General features: G+C 60.7%; 21 protein-coding genes and 1 pseudogene. 4 read left to right on the top strand and 18 right to left on the bottom strand.

Features of this window, described 5'->3' with window-relative positions; genetic code table 11:
- Positions 1-2 precede the first annotated feature (2 nt).
- Positions 3-1,271 (top strand): NAD(P)/FAD-dependent oxidoreductase, encoded by a 1,269-nt coding sequence (locus ADU59_RS13100; protein ID WP_068954579.1) that lies wholly within the window; start codon positions 3-5, stop codon positions 1,269-1,271.
- A gap of 79 nt (positions 1,272-1,350) precedes the next feature.
- A pseudogene (locus ADU59_RS13095) lies at positions 1,351-2,760 on the top strand (NAD(P)-dependent oxidoreductase); the annotation flags it as partial.
- 113 nt (positions 2,761-2,873) lie between these two features.
- On the opposite strand, the gene ADU59_RS13090 reads toward ADU59_RS13095, so the two are convergent.
- The 5 genes from ADU59_RS13090 to ADU59_RS13070 all read right to left on the bottom strand — a co-directional run bounded on the left by ADU59_RS13090 (position 2,874) and on the right by ADU59_RS13070 (position 8,298).
- Positions 2,874-3,620, bottom strand: coding sequence for an ATP-binding cassette domain-containing protein (locus ADU59_RS13090; protein WP_068954577.1), 747 nt, complete (start codon positions 3,618-3,620; stop codon positions 2,874-2,876).
- Positions 3,613-4,677, bottom strand: a complete 1,065-nt coding sequence (locus tag ADU59_RS13085; protein WP_068954576.1) for an ABC transporter permease subunit — start codon at positions 4,675-4,677, stop codon at positions 3,613-3,615. Before ADU59_RS13085 ends, ADU59_RS13090 begins: the two co-directional genes overlap by 8 nt.
- Positions 4,678-4,787: 110 nt before the next feature.
- Positions 4,788-5,774, bottom strand: a complete 987-nt coding sequence (locus ADU59_RS13080; RefSeq protein ID WP_068954575.1) for an ABC transporter substrate-binding protein — start codon at positions 5,772-5,774, stop codon at positions 4,788-4,790.
- A 156-nt stretch (positions 5,775-5,930) separates the two neighbouring features.
- A complete protein-coding gene (locus ADU59_RS13075) occupies positions 5,931-7,364 on the bottom strand; it encodes an ROK family protein (RefSeq protein WP_068954574.1) in 1,434 nt (477 codons plus the stop codon).
- Positions 7,357-8,298 carry a tagatose-bisphosphate aldolase gene (locus ADU59_RS13070; protein ID WP_068954573.1) on the bottom strand — a complete coding sequence of 314 codons (942 nt, stop codon included), beginning with the start codon at positions 8,296-8,298 and terminating at the stop codon, positions 7,357-7,359. Before ADU59_RS13070 ends, ADU59_RS13075 begins: the two co-directional genes overlap by 8 nt.
- Positions 8,299-8,511: 213 nt before the next feature.
- Here ADU59_RS13070 and ADU59_RS13065 point away from each other — a divergent pair, with 213 nt between their 5' ends.
- Both ADU59_RS13065 and ADU59_RS13060 read left to right on the top strand, forming a co-directional pair.
- A complete protein-coding gene (locus ADU59_RS13065) occupies positions 8,512-9,441 on the top strand; it encodes a sugar-binding domain-containing protein (RefSeq protein WP_139093170.1) in 930 nt (309 codons plus the stop codon).
- A 52-nt stretch (positions 9,442-9,493) separates the two neighbouring features.
- Positions 9,494-10,174, top strand: a complete 681-nt coding sequence (locus ADU59_RS13060; protein WP_068954572.1) for an HAD-IA family hydrolase — start codon at positions 9,494-9,496, stop codon at positions 10,172-10,174.
- A 50-nt stretch (positions 10,175-10,224) separates the two neighbouring features.
- On the opposite strand, the gene ADU59_RS13055 is transcribed toward ADU59_RS13060, so the two are convergent.
- The 13 genes from ADU59_RS13055 to ADU59_RS12995 form a co-directional block, all read right to left on the bottom strand.
- A complete protein-coding gene (locus ADU59_RS13055; protein WP_068954571.1) occupies positions 10,225-11,472 on the bottom strand; it encodes an SfnB family sulfur acquisition oxidoreductase in 1,248 nt (415 codons plus the stop codon).
- A gap of 35 nt (positions 11,473-11,507) precedes the next feature.
- Positions 11,508-12,305, bottom strand: a complete 798-nt coding sequence (locus tag ADU59_RS13050) for an ABC transporter ATP-binding protein (RefSeq protein WP_068954570.1) — start codon at positions 12,303-12,305, stop codon at positions 11,508-11,510.
- A gap of 92 nt (positions 12,306-12,397) precedes the next feature.
- Positions 12,398-13,732 (bottom strand): ABC transporter substrate-binding protein, encoded by a 1,335-nt coding sequence (locus ADU59_RS13045; RefSeq protein WP_068954569.1) that lies wholly within the window; start codon positions 13,730-13,732, stop codon positions 12,398-12,400.
- Positions 13,733-13,833: 101 nt separating this feature from the next.
- Positions 13,834-14,874, bottom strand: a complete 1,041-nt coding sequence (locus tag ADU59_RS13040; protein ID WP_068954568.1) for a branched-chain amino acid ABC transporter permease — start codon at positions 14,872-14,874, stop codon at positions 13,834-13,836.
- A 3-nt stretch (positions 14,875-14,877) separates the two neighbouring features.
- Positions 14,878-15,774: a branched-chain amino acid ABC transporter permease gene (locus ADU59_RS13035; protein ID WP_068954567.1), complete on the bottom strand. Its 897-nt coding sequence runs from the start codon at positions 15,772-15,774 to the stop codon at positions 14,878-14,880.
- Complete coding sequence (locus ADU59_RS13030; protein ID WP_068954886.1) at positions 15,774-16,688, bottom strand: ABC transporter ATP-binding protein; 915 nt, start codon at positions 16,686-16,688, stop codon at positions 15,774-15,776. The genes ADU59_RS13035 and ADU59_RS13030 overlap by 1 nt, the downstream gene beginning before the upstream one ends.
- A gap of 135 nt (positions 16,689-16,823) precedes the next feature.
- Positions 16,824-17,927 (bottom strand): dimethylsulfone monooxygenase SfnG, encoded by a 1,104-nt coding sequence (gene sfnG, locus ADU59_RS13025; RefSeq protein WP_068954566.1) that lies wholly within the window; start codon positions 17,925-17,927, stop codon positions 16,824-16,826.
- A 23-nt stretch (positions 17,928-17,950) separates the two neighbouring features.
- Positions 17,951-18,535 (bottom strand): FMN reductase, encoded by a 585-nt coding sequence (msuE, locus tag ADU59_RS13020; RefSeq protein ID WP_068954565.1) that lies wholly within the window; start codon positions 18,533-18,535, stop codon positions 17,951-17,953.
- 256 nt (positions 18,536-18,791) lie between these two features.
- On the bottom strand, positions 18,792-19,490 hold the full coding sequence (gene scpB / locus ADU59_RS13015) for an SMC-Scp complex subunit ScpB (RefSeq protein ID WP_068954564.1): 699 nt from the start codon (positions 19,488-19,490) through the stop codon (positions 18,792-18,794).
- A 2-nt stretch (positions 19,491-19,492) separates the two neighbouring features.
- Entirely contained in the window at positions 19,493-20,446 is a 954-nt protein-coding gene (locus tag ADU59_RS13010; RefSeq protein WP_068954563.1) for a DUF1403 family protein, read from the bottom strand.
- A 153-nt stretch (positions 20,447-20,599) separates the two neighbouring features.
- Entirely contained in the window at positions 20,600-21,040 is a 441-nt protein-coding gene (locus tag ADU59_RS13005) for a hypothetical protein (protein WP_068954562.1), read from the bottom strand.
- 74 nt (positions 21,041-21,114) lie between these two features.
- Positions 21,115-21,636, bottom strand: coding sequence for a pentapeptide repeat-containing protein (locus ADU59_RS13000; protein WP_244506422.1), 522 nt, complete (start codon positions 21,634-21,636; stop codon positions 21,115-21,117).
- Positions 21,637-22,114: 478 nt separating this feature from the next.
- Positions 22,115-22,252: DUF1127 domain-containing protein (locus tag ADU59_RS12995; protein WP_068954561.1), on the bottom strand; the 138-nt coding region annotated here is incomplete at its 5' end.

Raw genomic sequence — 22,252 nt, 5'->3', positions numbered from 1 at the left:
TCATGACTTCGAATGCGCAGCCGGCTCCACGCAGGGTCACCGTCATCGGCGCAGGCATCATCGGTGTCTGCACCGCGAACTATCTGCTGAAGCAGGGCTTTGCCGTGGATGTGGTCGACCCGGCCCTGCCCGGCTCGGAGGAACAATGCTCCTTCGGCAATGCCGGCGGGATCTGCCCCGGCTCCTGCATTCCGAATTCGATGCCGGGCGTGCTCAAAAACGTGCCCAAATGGCTGATGGACCCGGAAGGTCCGCTATTCGTGCGGCTGGCTTACCTGCCGCACGCCCTGCCCTGGCTCCTGCGGTTTCTGGCCGCGAGCCGGAAACCGCGCGTCGAGGAGATCGCGGCGGCGATGCGATCGCTGCACCGCTATACGTTCGAGTGCTACGAGCCCTTGATCAGGGAGGCGGATTGCGAGGAGCTTTTACAGCGGCGCGGCCAGCTTTTCGTCCATGAAAACACCGATGGTCCGGAAAAGGGCGCTTACGGTCTTGGCCTTCGCCGGCAACATGGCGTGAAGGTCGAAATCTTGAACGCCGACGAAATCCGCCAGCTCGAACCGGCACTTGCCCCGATCTTCAAGAGCGCCGTCTATCTTCCCGAGCAGGGCCAGTGCCCGAACCCCGGGCGTCTGGTGGCAAAACTTGCCGAACATGCCGCACGGCAGGGCGCACGGTTTATCCGCGCGCGGGTCACCGGTTTTGAGATGGGTGCGGCCGGACCCCTCGCCCTGAAGCTGGAAGGCGGCGAGCGGCTGGGGGTCGAGACGATCGTGCTTGCCGCCGGTGCCTGGTCGGCCGAGCTTGCCAGAATGCTGGGCGACAGGATCCCCTTCGAAAGCGAGCGCGGATACCATGTCATGGCAAGAGGCGTGGACAGCGGATTGCGCATCCAGACGATTTCCGCCGACCGCAAGTTCGTCGCGTCACAGATGGAAGACGGATTGCGCATTGCCGGCAATGTCGAATTTGCGGGCTTGAGACGCGGACCCAACATGCACCGTGCCGATACCCTGCTCAAGCAGGCACGGCCGATGTTCAACCGGCTGGAGGTCGGCGAGGTCACCCGCTGGATGGGGCATCGTCCGGGCACGCCCGACAGCATTCCCGTCATCGACAGGGCGTCACGGGCGAAAAATGTCATCTACGCATTCGGTCATGGCCATCAGGGCTTGATCGGCGGCGCGGTTACGGGGAAAATCGTCTCGGAGATGGCTGCCGCAAAACCGGTGATGATCGATCTGACACCCTTTCGCCTGAACCGTTTCTAATCCACACCACTTCCAATACCCCGTCCGAATCCCTGGAGAGATCGTCATGACTGGCGCCGCCGAAACCGTTCAATGTCTCGATCCGAACCGCGCCTACACCGTGCTGGTCTGCGACCTCATTGGTCTGCTCCCGGGTGCAGATGGCAATCCTGATTGCTCCGAGGCCCGTCGCCATATCGAGAACAAGGGCGGTCTCTTTCACGACGGCGGGCTGACCGTACATGCCAATCTGGAAAAGGGCCGGGTTCATTTCTTCTACCAGCCCGACCTGAGCACCCGTGACGAATTGATCGCGGCTGCAGGCCAGGGCCAGTACGATGCGGTCATCGCGGCTGCGACGTTCATCCCCAAGGAAACCGTATTCCCCCTGGGTGGCGTGCGGATCGGTGCCGGGACCGGCAACATGGGCTCCGCTTCATGGGGCGGCGGCGGTGGCGACGGCGGCGAAGCGCCGCTGATGAACACGCCCGGCATCAACAGCCGGGCGACGGCGCAGATGGCGATGAAGGCCATGCTGAAAGTGCTGCCCGATCTCGATGTCGGACAATTGCATGCGCGCGTTACCGCCGGCGATTTCGATACCGGCAAGGAACTGCGCGACTATCCGACCGCGAAGCTCGAAGGCAAGACCATTGCCATCATCGGCTACGGCAATATCGGCCGCGAGCTGGCAAAACTCGCCCGTGCGTTCGGCATGACCGTTGTCATTCACGCAAGAGCAAGGCATCGCGAATGGATCGAGTCCGAGGGCTTCGTTTATGCGGCGACACCGCTCGATGCAGCCAAAGGGGCCGATGTCCTGAGCGTTCACGTTGGTCTCGGCAATCTCGATACAGGTACCGGCCGCTATGCCAATGGCGGCCTGCTCGACGGCACCGTTCTTTCGGCGTTGCGCGACGGAGCGGTTCTCATCAACTACGACCGTGGCGAGCTCGTCGATATCGCAGCACTGGACGAAGCACTGACGTCGGGGAAAATCCGGCATGCGGCAATCGATGCGGACCTGTTTCGCAATCCGGACACCGGGGAGCTGTCAGGGCCGATGAAGCCCTATCTCCGTCTGGTGGACCGGCACGCGGACAAGCTGGAGCTTCTGCCGCATGCCGCAGCAGACACCGACCATCCGTCACGCGTTGCCGGCGCCAGGCAGGCGGTGGATCAGATCATGGATGTGATCCGCTTGCGAAAAGTGGTCAATCTAAAGGGAACGCTGCCTGAAGGGTATCAGTCAGGCGGAACCCGCACGCCTCCGGGCGTCGGCCCGGTCACTGCCCATCACCTCGCCGCTCTGGCCGCCGATCGCGCCGTCATGAGCGAACTCGCAGCGCTTGCCGAAATGCAAGCGTCGGTTTTCCGGGCATTTGCCGAGTCGAAGGAAGAGAGTTTGGATCTTCTTGTCAGTGAGCATGCGGAGACGCTCGTTCGCACGATCAATCGGTCCGTCCTGCTGGCCGAAAGGCTTGGTCTCACGGGCCGATACGGAAACTGAAAACGGCGGCAACTTCGGCTTTGCTGCAGGTGACCGGAGCGTCTGCGTAGCAGTCCGGTCACCCGCATTTTTGAGGCAACCCGCGACCGGGCGCGCCGTTTTGCGAAAACCAGCTAACCGCCGATCATCAGCTTGACGACCTCGTCATGCGTGGTCTCGTTGATATTGCGCTCGCCGGCGACGATGCCGCGGCGAAGGACAACGATCCGGTCCGACACCGCGAAGATGTCCTGCAGATTGTGCGAGATGAACACGACACCCCGCCCTTGGGCCTTCAGCGACTTGATCAAGGCCACCACTTTTCTCTGCTCGGGGACACCGAGCGCGGCGGTCGGCTCGTCCATGACGAGGATGCGGGCGTTCCAATAGACCGCCCGGCCGATGGCAACCGCCTGACGTTGACCGCCGGAAAAATTGCTCACCGGCGCGTCGAGCCGCTTCACATGGAAATCGAGCTGCGCCATCGTGGCGCGCGCCGCATCGGCCATCGCCTTGCGGTCGATTACCGGCAGGAAGCCGAAGAGTTTCTTCATCGGTTCCCGGCCGAGAAAGATGTTGGCGCCGATCGTCAGGTTATCGGCAAGCGCCAGGTCCTGATAGATCGTTTCGATGCCTTTCTCGCGGGCATCCTGCGGGGAGGAAAAGACGACGGGCTTGCCTTCGATCAGGATTTCACCGGCCGTCGGCGGATAGACGCCCGAGATCGCCTTGATCATCGTCGTCTTGCCGGCACCGTTGTCGCCGGCCAGCGCTACGACCTCGCCGGGGCGAACGACCATCGAGCAATCGTCGAGGGCTTTGACCGCGCCGAAATAGCGAGACAGGTTGCGGACTTCGAGAAGAGGTGTCGCGCTATTCATGTTGCTTTGCTCCACTGAACCGGCGTTGCGCCTGATCGATCAGAACCGAAATGATGATGACGATGCCGACGGCAATGAACTGCCAGAAGGGTTCGACATTCATGAAGACCAGACCGTACTGAATGACGGCGATGACGAGGGCGCCGGCCACGGTACCGGCGATGGTGCCGGATCCGCCGAACAGGCTTGCCCCGCCGATCACGACCGCGGCAACGCTGTCGAGCAGCAAGGGCTCGCCGGCCTGTGCGGCACCTGCCGTAAAGCGGGCCGCGTAAAGCGCGCCGCCAAGTCCGGCACAGACGGCGGACAGTATGTAGAGCCTCAGCAGGTGATTTTTGATGTTGATGCCGGCACGCCGGGCGGCCTGCGCATTGGCGCCGATGGCATAATTATGCTGCCCGAAGCGGGTCTGGCTGAGGATGTAATGCATGATGACCGCAAAGACGATCGTGACCAGAACAAGGTAAGGAACACCGAAGAGCCGGCCATTGCCCAATTCGGCGAAGAACGAGTTCTTGACCGGAACGGTAGTGCCGCCGGCCAGCAGGAAAGCGGCCCCGCGGGCGACGCCGAACATGCCGAGCGTTCCGATGAACGGCGGCACGTTGAGCCGCGAGATCAGCAGTCCGTTGATGGCTCCCGGGATCGCAGCCGCCATCAATGCCGCCATGACGCCGACAAGCACGGCAAACGGAAAAGGCATGTAAACGCCGGCGAGATTGGTCACATGCGCCGCAACGACGGCTGCGAGCCCCATGATGAAGCCCATCGAAAGATCTATGCCGCCGGTGATGATGACGAAGGTCTGGCCGATGGCCAGCAGCAACGGCGCCACGGCGAAGACCGCTACGGACTGCCAGTTGAAGGACGATCCGACGAAAGTGCCGGAGAAGTCAATCCAGGCCCAAACCTCGAAGATGATGATGAGTGCGGCCAGAAACAGCCATGCACGCAATTGTGCGATACGATTGACGATGGTTTTTGCCTGATCGCCGTGGTCGGCCTGTGGCGCCACATGATGGACCGCTTCGCGGACATCGGTGCTTTCGATTGTCATGGATCAACCTGAACCCGAGCACTGACGATCCGCAGATCGTCGCACCCGTCCCTCTGCTATTGGTCAAAAATGCGCCTCGCCGTTTCAGCGAGGCGCTAGGCTCTATTCGATCAATTGGAGTAGATGAACTTCGCAACGTTCTCATCGGCGACATTCGATTTGTCGATAACCGTGAAGCCCGTGCCGATCGCGGTAGGGATCGAGTTGCCGGTCAGGTGGGCATAAGCCGCCATGACGCCGAAATAGCCGATTTCAGCCGGGTGCTGGGCGATGGCGAGATCGACGAGGCCGGAGTTGATGTTGTCGACGATCGATGTCGGTGCGTCGAAGGCGACGACCTTGATCTTGCCGGTTTGCCCCGCCTGCTGGACACCGTTCGCAGCACCGAGAGCCGAGAAGAGGTTTGCGCCGAAGACGCCGTCAAGGTCGGAGTTTCGGGCAAAGACGGCCTGGAGCTGAGACGCTGCCTTGTTGGCATCGTCGTCATTGAACTGTGTTTCCAGAACCTGGATGTTCGGAAACTTCTTCATTTCCTCCTTGAAGCCTTCCTCGCGCTGATCGGTGGTGGAGATGCCGGGCTTCACGTTCGAGACGTAAACCTTGCCCTTTTCACCGACGGCCTTTGCCAGCGCCCGTGCCGCAATCGCGCCACCAAGAACATTGTCGGAGGCGACATAGGCAAGCGGGAACTCGGCATCGCCTTTGCCTGTCTGATAGACGCCGTCACCGATGAAGGTATCGACGGTGATCACCGGAATGCCGGCATCGCTGGCTTTCTTCAGCGGCTGGATCAACTGGTCCTTGTCCGTCGGCGCGATCAGAATGGCGTCAGGCTTCTTTGCGATGATCGCATCGAGCACGGGAACCTGCGTGACCGGGTTGAAATCCGGAGCCCCCTGGAACACCAGTTGGGCGCCCACCGCGGCAGCGGCGGCCTCGGCCCCCTTGCGCATGGTGATGTAAAAAGCGTCCGTGGTCAGGCCCGGAATAAGGGCGATTGTGAATTTCTTGTCCTGGGCCTGGGCCTGCCCCGCGACAGCCGTAACGCTTACAAGCGCTGCAACCGCACTGGCCTTCAAGAATGAACGACGTTCCATGCTTTCCTCCTCTTTGAAGCCGGAACTCCCTTCCCGGCAGAATGGATAATCACGCTGGTTATGACGGCTCGTCAAGTAATTTTTTGCTGCAATGAATTTCTATCGACTTATTTTCGGTTTTGGACACCCCAGTTCTGGCCGGTTGGATGTGCCTCATCACCGCAGGTCCGCATGCTCTTCCGGCTCGCCGAACACCTGCGAAACCCAGTCGGTCACCACCCCCATATCCGGCTCCCTGGTTTGATCGACCGTCATGCACGGGCCGCATCCGATGGGCTCCGCGCGATCGGCAAGCGCCACCAGCTCCTGAACATATTCAGCCCCCGGATGGCCCGGCAGCCGATCCTTCAAACGGCGGGCATAGCGCTCGCCCGCGACAGTTCCGGGGACCTTGCACCAAAGCTCCGCGGTACGATCGACACCGGCATCCCTGATATAGCCTTCGAGCACGGTTTTCGGCTGGAAGCCGAACCACGCATCGACAATGAATGTCGATCCGGCCGGTGCGTCGCGAATGAACGACCAGATCGCCTGATAGCTCGCTTTTCCCAATGTCCGGTTGAAATCCCGGTCCACGCCGCCAATGTGCTGCAGGAATGGATTCTTGATGCCGTCGAGCGAAAGGATTGGCCATCCGGTGCGCTGTGATAGCGATTTTGCCAGGCCGCTTTTCCCCGATGCGGGGACACCGTTGACCAGCACGACGTGCTTTTCAGCCGCCGTTCCACCGCTGGCGAAAGTGGATAGGCCCGCGCCGATGACCCCGGCATCGTCTCCAAATTTTGCGGCAAGGATTTTCGGCTGAAACCACGGTGCCACAGCCGGGAAATCTGCGAGAGCACGCGCGGCGGCAGAGCCGAGCCCGCCGCCCAGCACAATGACATCCGGATCCATCGTCGCCGCGATATTGTCGACCGCGACGCGCAAAGGGGATGCCCAGGCCTGCAACACGGCCTTGGCCACCGTGTTGCCACTTGCCGCCATCTCGAAAACATCGCTGACGGATGTGGCCTGCAGTCCTGCTTCATTCATGTGGCGACGCAGCGCGGTACCCGAGCTGAAGGTTTCGACGCATCCCCGTCTTCCGCATGGGCAGAGGGGGCCGTCCTGCGCGACGGAAATATGCCCCAACTGTCCGGCCGTCTGCCGGCCATGATAAATCCGGCCGCTGTTCGCAACCGCGCCGCCGATACCGGTTCCGATCGTCAGCATTGCGGCACGATGGTAACCCCTGGCGGCACCGAGACCGATTTCCGCGATGAGTGCCATGCTGCAATCATTTTCGAGGATGACCCTTCTGCCGAGAGCACTCTCCACCCGGTTGGCGAAATCGATGCCCGCCAAATCCAAAATACCCCCGGACAGGATCGCACGGTTCGCGACATCCACACGGCCGGGAATACCGATGCCGATACCCGCATCTCCCGGCGCATCAAGCCGACCCACCATCGCCTTGATGCGTTCAATGACCTGCAAAGGATCTGCCGGCGTTCGTTCCGACAGTTTTGTCAAAATATCGCCTCGCTTGGAGACGAGGGCGGCACGAATATTCGTACCGCCAATGTCTATGCCAACGGCGACTTCAGGCATGAGCTTTCTGACCCTGACGGACATGTTCGAATTTCGCGGCTTTGAAATGAGCGGCAATCACGGCCTGAATTTCGCGAAGCCGCGGAACCGCCACCGTTTCCAGCCGCTCCTTGGTGATCGAGCGATCCAGAGAAATGCAGTCCTTCCAGAGTGACCGGCCGGCGATAACACCGGAAGCCCCATTGCGCATCGCATCTTCAACCTGTTTCAGGAACGTCGAATGATCGACGCCGGCGGACAGTACCGCCCACGGCACGTCACCTGCAAGCGTCGTGACTTGCGCACAGGCTTCCGGTGTTCCCGGGTACGGGATCTTGAGGACCTTCGATCCGCAGTCAAGGCAGATCCGGCTTCCGCCGACGATCAACGACGGGGTTTTCGCCTTGTAGTCAGCCTCGTCTTCGTCATCAAACTTGTAGGTCAGGAACTCGACAACGAGCAACAGGTCCTCCCGCGCGAAATCCTCGATGCAGTGGCGCAGGATCTTGATGTTGTGGACGTTTGCCTCGTCCCGATCCGACCGGAGATAGACCATGATCTTGCCGCCCGTGGCACCGAGTTCGCGAACGCGGCGGGCCGTGATACCGGGAACGAGCTTGGAAAGCCGGTATCCCTCCGGCGACGTATCCCAGCCCGACGCATCCAGACCAATGAGGAGCGCGGTATCGCGTTGAATGATACGATCATCGACAAGAGCCGGAACGGCGCAGATCGGATCAACCAGCACGCAGGATGCCTTGCTTGCGAGAAATTGGGCGATATCAGCCTTGGTGTCACCCAGGGTCTTGTCGGAAATCGCCGCCTGCTCCTGCGGGTCCTTGGCAAGCAAGGTACGCATGCCGCCGCGCTGATCGCAGGCAATGACCATCATGGCTCCATCATTTCCGCAAATCTGCTGGTAACCGCGCATTTCGGCTGTCGTTAATCTGGACATCAAGTCCTCCCTTTATGTCACCCGAAACGGGATGCTGAAATTTCTTTCCGCTCTAGCTGGAGGGAAAGCAGTCACTGAGCATTAAGAGTCCCCGCAGGCCGCATATTCATTGCGAAATCGGCAGATTTGAGCGATAACTTCTTCATGTCCCGATGTGTGTAACACATTGCAGAAAGGAATTTCAACCTGAATTCGTCTCAATCCCAAGAGGCTATGGCAAGCCGTACCCTGTTGCATATGGTTGCAAAGCTGCATTACCAGTCAGATATGTCGCAGGTCGACATTGCCAAAAAGCTAGGATTATCAACGGCAACCGTATCGCGTCTGCTTCAGAAAGCGCGCACTGCCGGGATCGTCCGCATCGAGGTGATCGATCTTTCTCCTTCGGAAGATTTGACCACAGCGCTCATTGACGGGCTGAAATTGCGAACGGCTGCCGTCATCGACGCACCGCCGTCCAACCTGCTGAGCGCGCTTGCGCCGGCGGTCGGCTCCCTGCTCAAGCAGGCCGGACTGCAATCGGGCTCGACCCTCGGCATCGGCTGGGGACGGGCTGTGCGGCAGGTAACGCTTGCCGGCCTTCCTCAATTGCCCGGCGTTGCGACAGTCGCGCTCAACGGCGGGATGCAGCAGGCAGCGCCGCACTTCCAGACCAATGAGTTCGTCCGTCAGGCGGCAGAACAGATGGGGGGCGTGCCGCATTTTCTGCATGCGCCCTATATTTCATCCTCCGAACTGCGGGATGCTTTCCTTTCCGACCCAACGGTCCAGCAGGTGACATCGCTCTGGAACAAGCTCGATGCCGCGATCGTCGGCGTTGGCTTGCGGCATTCGGCCAATCCTTCCGAAGCAACGGGCGCGCTCCCGGGTGAGAAAGCCCTTAGCCAGGCAGCAGGCGACGTTTTGCGCCACTATGTGACCGAGAGTGGCGAGATCCTGCATTGGGACGGTGAAGAACGCATGATTGCCGCGTCGCCGCAGCAGCTTCGCAAGATTCCTCTGACGGTTGCCATCGCGGCAACGCCTGCCAAGGCGTCCGGCATCATCGGCGCAGCACGATCCGGCATGATCAATGCTCTGGTCACAGACGTGAATACCGCGCAGGCCATTCTTGACCGCTTGTCCGCCATCCATACGGGTTGAGGGACCAGCCTCGCAAACCCTCTCTATCCGCCAATTGTGAAAGCCTGTGACAATGTCCGTGCCCATCTATCCCGGCCGATCCTTCGGCGCCTTCCTGTTCGACATGGATGGGACCCTGCTGGATTCGATCGCGGTGGCCGACCGGGTTTGGTCGGCCTGGGCTTTGCGGCATAATGTCGATGTCGAGGCTTTGTTGTCGGTGGTTCATGGAAGAAAGGCGATCGAGACGATCACCCGGCTTGGCCTCCCCGGCGTCGATCCGGCCGAAGAGGTCAAGCTGCTGACCGCAGCCGAAGTTGCCGACGTGGCAGGTATTCAACCCATCGCAGGGGCGGGCAATTTTCTTGCGTCCCTGCCCATGGACCGCTGGGCGATCGTGACATCCGCCCCCCGGGAATTGGCGATCGTCCGCCTGAGAGCCGCCGGTTTTCGTACGCCTCCGCTGCTGATCACCGGCGAGGATGTGCAGAACGGGAAGCCTGCGCCCGACTGTTTCTTACTGGCTGCGGAAAGGTTGGGACAGCGCATAGAGGACTGTCTTGTTTTCGAAGATGCTGCGGCTGGAATCAAAGCCGCTGAAGCGGCCGGTGCTTCAATCATCGTCATCAGCGCGACGCACAAGGCGAAACTGGAAACACGGCATGCGACCGCTGAAAACTACAGTGCCCTGCAGGTCGAAGTAACGCCATCGGGGCTTCTCCGGGTCTCCAACAAGAGCAGACCCGAAGAGTAACACCAATTGCCCCGTCGAACTGATCGCGGGGCAATCGTTATGGCCCGGCTTCAGCTCCAGGCGTGAAGCGGCGGCTTTTCGCCGTTGAGGAAATACTTGCCAAGAATGGAATATTTCCAGCGGACGGGATCGTGCAGCGTGTGGGTGCGGGCGTTGCGCCAGTGCCGGTCAAGGCCATGCTCGGCAAGCGTGGAGCGGGTCCCCGCCAGTTCGAACAGCTTGTTGGTCGCAGCGATGGCGATTTCCGTCGACAGGATCTTGGCTTCCGCCGTGACGATCTGCGCTTCCGCCACGGTCTCGGCATTCGGATCGACGATCGCCCGGTCGATCGCATAGCCCGCCTTTTCCAGCAGCGCCTGGGCTGCATGCAGGCGCAGCGTCAGGTCGCCGATCGCCTGGATCGTGTAGGGATCATCCCAGGCGTTGTCGACACCCGAATCCACCCAGGCGCGGCTCTTGGTGCGCACGAAACTGACCGTTTCATCGATGGCAGCCTGCGCAATGCCGGTATCGACAGCGACCTGGATGATCTGGAAGATCGCGCCGTCGGCCGTCGGCACCGCGTAGCCCTTGTAGCCAGGCACCAGATGGGTCTTCGGCACCTTGACGTTGTTGAGGATGACCGTTCCCGACAATGTGGTGCGCTGTCCGAACGACGACCAGTCGTCGATGACGGTCAGGCCTGGCGCATCCCGTTCGGCAATGGCATACCAAGCCTTGCCCTCGTCATCGAGCGCAACGATCGGTACCAGATGCGCAAGCAGCGCGCCCGACGAATAGAACTTTTGACCGTTGACGATGATATGATCGCCGGCATCGACAAATCGTGTCTCGAAATCGGCGGCGCGCTTGGAGCCGAACTCGGAAAAGGCGTTGCCGAAGCGGGTTCCTTTCAGCACTTCGGCGAACAGCAGCTTCTGCTGCTCTTCGTCCGAAACGGTCCGGATGGCCGCGACGACGCCGAGATGGTTCTGGGCGATCTGGCCGATGGACGAGTCTGCCGCCGAGATGATCTCGATAACCTTGGCGAGCGTCGCATAGGACACCTCCGGGCCGCCGAACGTCTTCGGCACATTGATCGACCAGAGGCCGCTCTGCGAGAAGGCGTCCAGCTCCTTGACCGGCCAGATTCTATCCCGGTCGCGCTCTGCGGAGCCCGTGACGAAATCGGCGGCAAGCCTCTTTGCAATGCGGATCGCCTCGGCATCGGTTTTGATCACATGGGCCGGTTCCGCCGGGCGCGGCACTCCGGGTACCGCTTTGGCGGCATTGTTGGTATTGACATTGGATAGGGTCATTCTGATCGTCTCCTCTTGAGAAAATGCGGCGCGGTTCAAACCGCGATTGCCGGAAGAATGGGTGTATTCGGGACGGCCGGTGACGGGGTTTGGCCGAGATAGAAGGCTTTGACATCGTCCCTGTTGCGCAGTTCCACAGCATCACCGGAGAGAACGGCAACGCCGTTTTCCAGAATCGTGGCGCGGTCGGCATATTTCAGGGCAACGGTGGAGTTCTGTTCGGCGACAAGGATCGACAGGCCTTCCTCGCGGTTGAGCCTGCGCAGGGTTCTGAAAATGTCCTGGACGACGATTGGGGCAAGCCCCATCGAAGGCTCGTCAAGAACCAGCAGCCGCGGCCGCGACATCAGCGCCCGGCCGATCGCCGTCATCTGCTGTTCGCCACCGGACGTGAGGCCGGACAGCGCATGGCGTTTTTCCTTCAGACGCGGGAAATGCGCGTAGACCTTTTCCAGATCGGCGGCGATCTCCGCGCGTTTGCCGCTGCGCCCCAGCCCGCCGGTCACGAGGTTTTCCTCGACCGTCAGACTGCGGAAGCAATGGCGCCCTTCCAGCACCTGGACGAGACCGGACCTGACCAGATCAGCCGGTCTGGCGGTAGTGACATCCAGATCTTCGAACAGGATGCTTCCCTCCGTCACAGCACCCCGCTCTGCCGGAAGAAGATTGGAAACCGCCTTCAGCGTTGTCGTCTTGCCAGCCCCATTGGCGCCGAGAAGCGCGACGACTTCACCGCGCGCCACCGTAAAGCTGACACCATGGAGAGCGGTGATGGCATGGTTGTAGATTGCCTTCACACCGTTGACCGAGAGCAGAACCTCGTTGTGACCCATGGCGCTTTCCAATCCTGCGTGAGCGATTTCTATGACCGGCCGGCATGTTCGGATAGGCCAAAGCCTTCCAGAATCGTGCCGGCCGGAACACATCAGTTGGTGGCGGTTTCGGCGTCTTCAGCCGTGCGCAGCTTGATGCCCTTCTCGGCCGCGTAGGCTTCGGAGGACTTTTCGATGATCGGCCGCAGCAGTGCCCAGTCCGGCGCAATCCAGTCGGAGACGACATTCCACTTCTTGCCGTCCCACTGCTGGAAGGTCACATAGCCGTTGCCCTCGTGATTGTCCCAGGTGACGTTGATCGAGTGGAACAGCCCCTTGGCGCCAAGTGCCTCGACGCGGGCGGGATCAAGCTGCAGGTGTTCGAAGCCCCAGCGGACTTCGTCGCCGGTCAGCGTGCGCTTGCCGAACTTTTCCTGCGCGATGCGGATCGCCTCGACGTTGAGGATACCGTTGACGATGCCGAGATTGTGGTAGACCGAACCGATGCGCTTCTTGTCTTCCAGATTGCCCTTGCCGGCGTCATAGAGCGTCTTGACGATTTCCTGGACGACCGGATATTCGGCGCCGGATGCCTGCGTGGTGATTGCCGTATAGCCTTTGGCGGCATCGCCGGCCGGAATAGCGTCCTCTTCCGAATTGGACCAGACATTGCCGATGATGTGATCCACCGGGAAGCCGGTCTTGGCAGCCGTCTTCAAGGCAACCGGGTTCATGACGCCCCAACCGCGCAGGACGACATAATCAGGCTTCGCACGGCGGATCGTCAGCCATTGCGACTGCTGCTCGTTGCCCGGATGCGGAACCTCGATCTGCTGAAGCTCGAAACCGTATTTCTGCGCCAGCAGCTCGTAGATCGGAATGGTTTCCTTGCCATAGGGCGAGCCATGGTAAAGCACGACGATCTTCTTGCCCTTCAGGCTTTCGAGACCGCCTTCCTTGCCGGCGATGTAGTTCACGATACCGGACGTCTCGCTGTAGGGGTTGAGCAGCAGCGGGAAGACGTAAGGAAAGACCCGGCCATCGGTGCTATCGGTGCGGCCGTGGTTGATGGTGATCAACGGCACCTTGTCCTGCGTGATCCGATCGATCATCGCATAGGCGATGCCGACGGACAGCGGATTCCATGCGGCGACGTTGGGATTGCTTTTCAGCCGCTCATAGGCCTCGACGCCACGCTCGACCTCATATTGCGTTTCGGCTTCCGACCAGGTCAGCTTGACACCGTTGACGCCGCCGTCGCGGGTATTGATCAGGTTGAGATAATCGATGAAGCCGCCGAAGAAACCGGTGCCGCCGGCCGCATAGGGACCGACGCGATAGCTCTGCAGCGGGAAATACTGCTCGTCCGCCTGTGCGGCCGGCAGCGCCACCGTGAAGGCGATGCCCGCAGCAAGCGCTGCGACTTTGAATTTTCTGAAGATCGTCATATCTGGGCACACTCCTGGTATCGACCGGCGAGAGCACCGGTTTTGGGTTGATCTGGAAAGCTTGGCTGCATGTGTTGGGAGCTTTCAGGCTCCGGACTTGATCAGGCCCGCCGCAAGGCGGTGCCAATGCGTTTTCGAACCCGATCCCAGAGGGACACCAGCCCGTCCGGTTCGAGGATCAGAAACAGAATGATGAGCGCGCCGAGCACGATCCGCTGGCTCATCTCGAGCACGCCGGAATCGAAAACATCGCCCAAAAGAAAAGAGCCCAGCCGCGACAGGATCAGCGGAAAGACCACGATCAGCGCCGCGCCGAAAAAGGCCCCGCGGATGGAGGCAAGCCCGCCGATGATGATGATGAAGAGGATCTGGAACGAGCGGTCGAGATTGAAGCCGGCGGGCTCGACGGTGCGCAGATAGGCAAAGGCCCAGAGCGCACCGGCAACGCCGATGATGAAGGACGAGATCGCGAAGGCCAGGAGCTTGGTCTTCAGCACCGGAACGCCGATGATCCTTGCCGCCGTCTCGTTGTCGCGCACGGCAATGAAATTGCGTCCCGTCTGGGAGACAACCAGCCGATAGGCCAGGAATGTCAGCACGGCAACGACGGTGAGCGAAAACAGGTAGCGTCCGACGGGGCCTTCGAAAACCACGCCAGCCACCGACAGTGGCGGCGCATCGATGACGCCGGACGCCGAATTGTTGGAGAACCAGCTGAATTTCGTCAGCGCCCATTGCACGAAGAACTGGGCGGCAAGGGTCGATACCGCGAGATAGAAGCCCTTGAGGCGAAGGCTGGGAAGGCCGAAGACGATGCCGATGGCGGCGGCGGCAAGCCCTGCAAGAAAAATGCTGCCGATCAGCGGCAGAGCTTCGACCCGCAGATTGAAATTATAGGCGGCGAAGGCCCCGACCGCCATGAAGGCGGCGCTGCCGAGCGACACCTGACCGGCATAGCCGGTGAGAAGATTGAGGCCCACCCCTGCGAGACTGAGAGCGAGAAACGGCAGCAGGATTGCTTCGAACAAATAGCTGGTGCCGATGAAAGGGATCACCAGATAGGCGATGCCGAACAGTGCGACGGGAACAGCCCAGCGGGGAGAGTGTGCAGGCAGATGAAGATCGGCGTCGATAGCGGTCATGGGTCAGACCCTCTCCACAAGCTTCTGGCCGAACAGGCCGGAGGGACGCACGAGAAGGAAAGCAAGCGCCACGACATAGGCAAACCAGCTCTCGATGCCGCCACCGAAATATTCGCCGATATAGACTTCGGCGAGTTTCTCCGTCGCCCCGATCAGCAGGCCGCCGACAATCGCGCCAAGAATGGAATCAAAGCCGCCCAGCACCAGCACCGGCAGGGCCTTCAGCACCACCAGCGACAGGGAAAACTGGACGCCGAGCCGCGCGCCCCAGAGCAATCCCGCCACCAGTGCGACCAGGCCGGCCGCAGCCCAAACCGTCGCCCAGATCCATGGCAGGCGCAGACCAACGGCAAGGGCCGCGAACTGGTCGTCGGCCACGGCCCTGAAGCCGAGCCCGATCCGGGTATAGCGGAAGAAGGCAGAGAGAGCCGCGACCATGCCTGCGGCGACCACGGCGGCAAAGATATCGAACTGGCTGATGAAGACCCCGCCGACATCGAACGGAACATCCTCGATACCAAGATCGAGGCCATGAACCTGCGTGCCCCAGATCAACTGCGCAGCACCTTCGATCATATAGGACAAGCCCAGTGTCGCCATGAACAAGGTGATCGGCGGCTTGTTGGTCAAGGGGCGCAGCACCGTTCGCTCGATCATGATGCCGATCGCCACCATGATGACGAAGGTAATGCCGAGCGAAAGAGCAAAGGGAACGCCGCGCTCGGTCAGGCTGACAAAGGTCAGCGCTGCGAACAGCAGCATCGCGCCTTGCGCGAAATTCAGCACGCCGGAAGTCTTGTAGATCAGCACGAAACCGATCGCCACCAGCGAATACATCACGCCGGACAGCAGACCGCCGACAAGAACCTCGATGAAGAACAGCCAGTCGAAATCCGCCATCAGATGCCCTCCCCGTCTTCATTTTCGGACGCGACCCCGAGATAGGCGTCTATCACCCGCTGATCGGCCCGGATGTCTTCCGGCGTGCCATCGGCGATCTTGAGGCCGTAGTCGAGCACAGCGATCCGGTCGGAAAGGCCCATGACCACGCCGATATCGTGCTCGATCAAAACGACGGTGGTCCCATATTCATCGCGGGCGGCGCGGACGAATCCGGCCATCTCGTTCTTTTCCGTCGCCGTCATCCCCGCCATCGGCTCATCGAGCAGCAGGATGTCCGGCTCTGCGACCAATGCACGGGCAAGCTCGACACGCTTCTGGAGGCCATAGGGCAAGGTTCCCGCCAGGCGGTCGGCGACGTGGTCGAGATGAAGGAAATCGAGGATACGCCCCGCACGCGCCCGGGCATCCGCATCTTCACGGCGGGCGAGACCGAAGCCGGCGATCTGCCCGAGAAAGGTGGAACGGACGGTATGCGCGCGCCCGGAGACGACATTGTCGAGAACACTCAACCCCTTGAACAGGGCAAGGTTCTGGAACGTGCGGGCAATGCCGAGGCTGGCGAGCTTCTGGGTAGGTACCTGTGCATAACGCTTCCCGGATATCCGGACATGGCCCTGATCGGCGCGATAGACACCGCTGATAACGTTGATCAACGAGCTTTTGCCGGCGCCATTCGGCCCGATGATAGCCCTGATCTCGCCACGCCGCACGGCAAGCTCGATACCCGAAAGAGCCACGACCCCACCGAAAGAGAGGCTGACGCCGGAAAGCCGCAGAACGACATCCGTCACGTCCGCCGACTGCTCTTCGCCCCTCGCGGTCTGACCATCCAAGCCCGCCAAATGATCCTGAATACCCGGAGGAAACGGTGCGGCCCCCAGTCCGCCGTAAGCAAATGTCATCGCATGCATGCCTTGTTTCTCCAGAACGTCTTCCGATTGGCCCCAGATCAGGACGCACATCTCCGTTCACGGGCCGCCAGCGGCCCGCGCGATATTTTGCCCATGCCGGCGACGGGATAGGTCCCGCCGCCTATTTGACTTGGATTACTCGGCAGCCACCGCCGTTAAGCCTTCAGCGTCCTCAAGTGCGCGCACCAGCGGGATCACATGCTTGCCGAAATACTCGACCTCTTCCTGAAAGTGCAGGAAACCGAGAAGAATGAGATCGGCGCCGGCCCGCTTCAGGCCAACGACACGCTCGGCCACCTGTTGCGGCGTGCCGATCAGGTTGGAGCGGAAACCGTCATTGTACTGAACCAGATCCTCGAACGAGGATTTCGCCCAGTTGCCCTCGCCCTCGGGCGAAGACTTGCCGGCATTCTTGACCTCGTGCCCGAACGCGTTGACCGCGTCCGGATTGGCCTTCTCGATGATCTCGGCAAGGACGGCCCGCGCCTCTTCCTCGGTCTCGCGAACGATCGCGAAGGCGTTGACGCCAACACGCACCGAATGACCGTTGGCCTTTGCCTTGCCCTGGATGTCATCCACCTGCTTGCGGATTTCCTCCGGCGTGTTGCCGTTGGTGAAATACCAGTCGGAAACGCGCGAGGCCATGTCGCGTGCAGCACGCGAGGAGCCGCCCTGGAAGATTTCCGGCTGCGGATCGATCGGCTTCGGCTTCAGCGAGTAGTTGTTGAAGCGATAGAAATCGCCGTTGAAGGTGAAGTTGTCCTCGGTCCAGATGCCGCGCAACGCCCGGATGAACTCTTCGGAACGCCGGTAGCGCTCATCGTGATCGAGCCAGTGTTCGCCGATCGCGTGGAATTCGCCGCGGAACCAGCCGCTGACGACGTTGACGGCGACGCGGCCATTGGTGAGGTGATTGATGGTGGCAATCTGCTTGGCGGCAAGAGCCGGGTTCCATGGGCCAGGCAGAAGGGCGGCGATGACCTTCAGCGTCGTCGTCGACTCAAGAAGCGCGTGGCTGAACGACACGGATTCATGCTGGAACTCGGCGCCATAGCCTGCGGTGAAGCGGATCTGGCTCAGCGCGTAGTCGAAGCCACTGGCTTCGGCGATCTGCGCCAGTTTCCGGTTATATTCGATCGTCCAGCTGGTGCGCTGCTCGATATTCGAGATAACCAGACCGCCCGAAACATTGGGAACCCAATAGGCGAACTTGACCGGGTCTCTATCGATATGTGGCATTGCAATCTCCTCTTCAATGCAAATTAGACTTGGGCCGCAACCAGCGCCGGGCGATGCCCCGAAACGCGTACAGCGGCTGGATCGATGGCAGGCAGGACCTGCGCGAGTTCTGAAACGGCGCGCTCGACGCGCTCCCGCACGGCTGGGCTTGTCAGCGTGTATTCGGTAAAATCGGCTTCGGTGGCGTAGATCGCGGTCGGCAGGGTGAATGCGTTGAAGAAGCCGAACAGGGGCCGCAGCTGGTGCTCGGTCATCAATCCGTGCAGCGGCGTGCCGCCGGTCGCGGCCAAAATGACGCGCTTGCCGGTCAATGCCCGATAGTCGACCAGATCGAACAGATGCTTGAGGGCGCCGGTATAGGAGGCGCGATAGACCGGCGAGCCGACGACGAGGACGTCTGCTGCCTCCACGGCATCGATGATCGCCCGCCCTTCGGTATCGAGCTGGTCAGCCCGCAAAGCCTTGAAAAGAACCGGCGCAGCATCGACAAGCTCAATGACCCGGCTTTGACCTCCAATGCGGTCACCGATGCCGGAGACGACGGCCTCCACCAGCGACGCCGTTCTGGACGGCCGTTTGACATTCCCCGAGAGACCGACAATCTTCATGCGCGACGCTCCAAATTCGTCGCTATAATCTATATATTTTATGCCCTATTGATAACAACGAATTGCTAATGTTTTTGCCGAAAGGAGAATGGAAATTCCCGATCGGGAACTGAAGCTGAAATAATGTGAGGCTGCAGACGCCCTTGAGCAGGGCGGCCGTTTCCATCTGTGGATCGAGAAATGCGGAACCGGCACATCGATGAGACAGACGCTATCAAGCGCCGACTATATGTATCTAAAGAGCGCGGTTTGCATCTCATTCCCCTTCGAACGCATCCGTCTCGTCACGCTCATCTTCGAAAATGTCCATCGGCACCGCCGCCCGCCGGCTCAGCAGACCTGCATCCTCCATCATCTCGATATCCGGCAAATCACGAAGCGTATCGAAGCCGAAGGCCGACAGGAAAGCCGGCGTCGTGACGTAGCTATAGGGCGCACCGGGCGTCGGACTGCGTGGACCGGCAGCGACGAAGCCGGCACCGCGAAGACTGGCGATCGTATCCCGGCTGACCTCCTTGCCGAAGATTTTCGAAAGCTCTCCCCGCGTCACCGGCTGGAAATATCCCACCGCCATCAGAACCGTCGCCTCATGCTGCGAGAGCATGGCTGTCGCCGAGCGCGTGGGAGCGGCCGAGGTGCGGATGGTTTGAGCATAGGCAGACCGGGTGCGGTGCTGCCAGCCGCCACCGACCGAGACGAGATCATACGGCCGGCCGCGCAGTTCCTCCCGCAGATCGTCGATCAAAAGATCAATGCCGCAGTTTTTCCCGACCACCCGCGCCAGTGTCTCGCGGCTGACCGGCTCCGCCGCCGCAAAGATCACCGCCTCGACCCGGAGCATCCATTCGCGCCAGCGCAGGTCGGCCGGCAGGTCTTCCAATTCCCGATCGAACAGAACCTCGTCTTGCGGCTTTGCCCTTGCCCTGCGTTTTTCGGCTTTGCCTGTGTCGGCCATGCTCACAACCCATAAATCCGGAAGGTCGGACGGCCCGAAAGCTCCCGCACGGCGCCCAAGCTTTCCAGCCGCTCGAACAGCCTGCGGCTGGCCCAGCGGGAGAGATTGCTGCCGGGTGCGGAGGCCGACAGCGCATCGTCGTTCAGCAAGTGCCGGATAACGGTTTCCGCGCCTTTGGTCCGCACTTTTGGTGCGGCCATTTGCAACTGCCCGGCGCGGCGGGCGATCTCCGCCGCCTGCCGCAATGCCGTATCCGCTCCCTGAACCAGAGCCACACAAACAGACCGGGGAAAAGCCTCATCGCCGGGTTGCACCCGCCCCCTGCCCGCGGATGTCCGGAATGCGGGGCCATAGCGCTCGGCCAGCAACAATGGCACCGGCTGTGGCCAACCAAGCTTTTTGGCCAGCAACCAGTCCGCCAGCCACCAGGCCAGGATTTCTGCGTCCGGGCGCCGTGTGCAAACTGCCGTGACCAACTCGGCAACGGCAAAGGGGGCGGCCCGGCCCGGCTGCAAAAGATCGTCGATCAGACCCGGCATATCCTCCAACGCATCATCCCAACGCAAAGCAAACAGGTCGGCGATTTCGCGCAGGGTTTTCGTGTCGAGCAAGATGGCGCGCGCCGCCAGCCTCCGGGTTGCCAAAAACACATTTCCCGCAGGCCCTGCATCGTCACCCGCAGCCCGCAGCAAGACGGCGTCACGCAGAGCCGCCTCGTCCTCCGTCCGCCCCGTCAGCCTGACGCCGGCAACAGCGCATTTCAGCGCGAGCCGTTGGCGCCAGGCACCGGCCCAGACAGGCTCGGAGCGCACCAGATCGTCCAGTGCGGTCAACGCTGCACCGGCGACGAATGCGGCATCCAGGTCGCTTGCCACCGCACCACGCGGCATCGCCCATGTCGGCACGGCGCGAGGAGGAATATGGGAAGGCGTCAGTGATACAAGGCTCGAATCCATAGGCGCGAGCGTAACGTGGTCGAGCGGTTTTCGCCATCCACGGAGCCCAGAACCGCACAGTTTATTGCTTTTCCAAAACGAACGGATAATGTTGATGCCTTAGCCGTCAATCACCAGAGCCGGAAGCAGCGATGGGCGACAGGCGCCTGCATGTCATGCCTGATGCGCTACACCGCTGCGAGCAAACAGTCTGATGCCGGATGCCGCGCAAAAGCAAGCACCGGAGATCAGACCATAGGCCGAGGTGAAAATCACGCCCGAAAGTTCAAGCACTTTCGACGGCTGACCGCTGAGCAGCCAGGCATAGCCCCACATCGTCAAAGGCCCCAGCAGCATACACCAAGCGCACAGCCGGACGGACGATAGAGCGTTGTGAGCACGCAGAAACAGCGCCATGGGGACGACCAGCAGAAAGGTCACGAGATAGGTGAACGGCACGCCGAAAAAGAGGAACATCAGGATGATTTCACCGGCATGCGCATCTATCGTTCCATCCGTCAGGAATTCCGCGACAAGCACGAGAATCGGCATGCCCACCGGCACCACCCATGGCGAGATCAATGCGCCGCGCCATAACGTTCTCTTGTGCTGCATGTCATTTCCCTCTCAGGACCTGGGTGCACGTTTCATTGCGAGCCTGCTGCTGCCTTTGCTCAAACGGGATGCAGTTATCGGTCAGGAGAAACCAACTCGCCAGCCGAGAACACGAAATCACCGGTGCCGGTAAACAGCAAATCCTTGGTCAGCCGGGTCTGAACGAAAATGCAATTCTCGAACCCGACCCGGATCATGGTGGCTTGCGAAAAATCAACATCGACAAACCGGCAAGAGGAAAAAAGCGTGCCGGACAGGTCAGCCCTGAAGAGCTGCATCGCCTCCATGGCGCACCCATTGAATTCGCAATCGAGCATCTCGGACTTTGAGATCGATATCGACGCGAACACGCAGTTCTCGATCCTGTTTCCGATCCAGCAACAACCATGCAGTACCTGTCCCGCAGAAAAATGCGCGTCTCGTATAAGCGACAGGGCAATGGTCGTGCCGCTGAGATCAAGGCCGTTCCACAGGATGGCCGAGAGATCGGCATTGCTCAGATCGCAAGCTTCGCCCTGCGCCTGAGCTGCAAGGTTTGCCTCGAGATCGCCCTGGGAGATTTTTTGCATGATTGTCATTGCGAACCGACCTGCCATGCTCCGCACCACTCGTCAAAGCTTTCAAACAGCATAGAGCCATACGCAAGCGTATACGGCGGTCTTCCGTATCGAGCCACAAATTTACAGTGTGATTTCCGCCCTCGGCAGTTCCCTGAACCCTGAATCGAAAAAGCCTGCCGCGGGAGGAGGTGCGGCAGGCTTTCCGAAAAGAACCGAACAGCGACTGGGAGGAGGAGTGCCGCTGTTCCGACAGACGCCCCTTGGGAGGAGGAGTGGGACGTCTGAAACACGAAGCTCTGCGGGAGGAGGTGCATTGCTTCGTTGGAAATGATCATACGCTGATCACCGGCATTTCATAGACACAATGCTGCACTGCAGCTATGCACAAAGTTCACACCTCGGAATCTGACAAGAAAAGCAGCCGGGCAAGGCACAATCCCGCGGCCCGAATACAAAAACGCCCGCGTCATCAGCGGGCGTCATGCGGTATCATTCAGGTAAAGTCTGGCGCTGATTAGCGAGCGACCGATGCGCGAGCAACGGTGCGGATGTCGGCGCGATCGATACCGAGGTCCTGCAGTTCGCGGGCAGACATGCGGCCAAGTTCGTTAACGGTCTGACGGAACTTGCGCCAGTTGTTGAAAGAGCGTGC

This window comes from Pararhizobium polonicum, from assembly GCF_001687365.1.
GTDB classification, from domain to species: domain Bacteria; phylum Pseudomonadota; class Alphaproteobacteria; order Rhizobiales; family Rhizobiaceae; genus Pararhizobium; species Pararhizobium polonicum.
Note: the sequence above shows the minus strand (reverse complement) of the source record. Positions and strands in the feature narration are given on the sequence as shown.

Bases quoted from the DNA above. Each gene is read 5' to 3' on its own strand.
- ADU59_RS13075 (WP_068954574.1), bottom strand. From the start codon at position 7,364: ATGCCTGAAGTCGCCGTTGGCATAGACATTGGCGGTACGAATATTCGT.
- ADU59_RS13000 (WP_244506422.1), bottom strand. From the start codon at position 21,636: ATGGCAGGTCGGTTCGCAATGACAATCATGCAAAAAATCTCCCAGGGC.
- ADU59_RS13100 (WP_068954579.1), top strand. From the start codon at position 3: ATGACTTCGAATGCGCAGCCGGCTCCACGCAGGGTCACCGTCATCGGC.
- ADU59_RS13010 (WP_068954563.1), bottom strand. From the start codon at position 20,446: ATGGATTCGAGCCTTGTATCACTGACGCCTTCCCATATTCCTCCTCGC.
- ADU59_RS13085 (WP_068954576.1), bottom strand. From the start codon at position 4,677: ATGACAATCGAAAGCACCGATGTCCGCGAAGCGGTCCATCATGTGGCG.
- sfnG (WP_068954566.1), bottom strand. From the start codon at position 17,927: ATGCCACATATCGATAGAGACCCGGTCAAGTTCGCCTATTGGGTTCCC.
- ADU59_RS13035 (WP_068954567.1), bottom strand. From the start codon at position 15,774: ATGGCGGATTTCGACTGGCTGTTCTTCATCGAGGTTCTTGTCGGCGGT.
- ADU59_RS13080 (WP_068954575.1), bottom strand. From the start codon at position 5,774: ATGGAACGTCGTTCATTCTTGAAGGCCAGTGCGGTTGCAGCGCTTGTA.
- ADU59_RS13065 (WP_139093170.1), top strand. From the start codon at position 8,512: ATGGCAAGCCGTACCCTGTTGCATATGGTTGCAAAGCTGCATTACCAG.
- ADU59_RS13055 (WP_068954571.1), bottom strand. From the start codon at position 11,472: ATGACCCTATCCAATGTCAATACCAACAATGCCGCCAAAGCGGTACCC.
- ADU59_RS13040 (WP_068954568.1), bottom strand. From the start codon at position 14,874: ATGACCGCTATCGACGCCGATCTTCATCTGCCTGCACACTCTCCCCGC.
- msuE (WP_068954565.1), bottom strand. From the start codon at position 18,535: ATGAAGATTGTCGGTCTCTCGGGGAATGTCAAACGGCCGTCCAGAACG.
- ADU59_RS13005 (WP_068954562.1), bottom strand. From the start codon at position 21,040: ATGCAGCACAAGAGAACGTTATGGCGCGGCGCATTGATCTCGCCATGG.
- ADU59_RS13030 (WP_068954886.1), bottom strand. From the start codon at position 16,688: ATGCATGCGATGACATTTGCTTACGGCGGACTGGGGGCCGCACCGTTT.
- ADU59_RS13070 (WP_068954573.1), bottom strand. From the start codon at position 8,298: ATGTCCAGATTAACGACAGCCGAAATGCGCGGTTACCAGCAGATTTGC.
- ADU59_RS13050 (WP_068954570.1), bottom strand. From the start codon at position 12,305: ATGGGTCACAACGAGGTTCTGCTCTCGGTCAACGGTGTGAAGGCAATC.
- ADU59_RS13045 (WP_068954569.1), bottom strand. From the start codon at position 13,732: ATGACGATCTTCAGAAAATTCAAAGTCGCAGCGCTTGCTGCGGGCATC.
- ADU59_RS13060 (WP_068954572.1), top strand. From the start codon at position 9,494: ATGTCCGTGCCCATCTATCCCGGCCGATCCTTCGGCGCCTTCCTGTTC.
- ADU59_RS13090 (WP_068954577.1), bottom strand. From the start codon at position 3,620: ATGAATAGCGCGACACCTCTTCTCGAAGTCCGCAACCTGTCTCGCTAT.
- scpB (WP_068954564.1), bottom strand. From the start codon at position 19,490: ATGGCCGACACAGGCAAAGCCGAAAAACGCAGGGCAAGGGCAAAGCCG.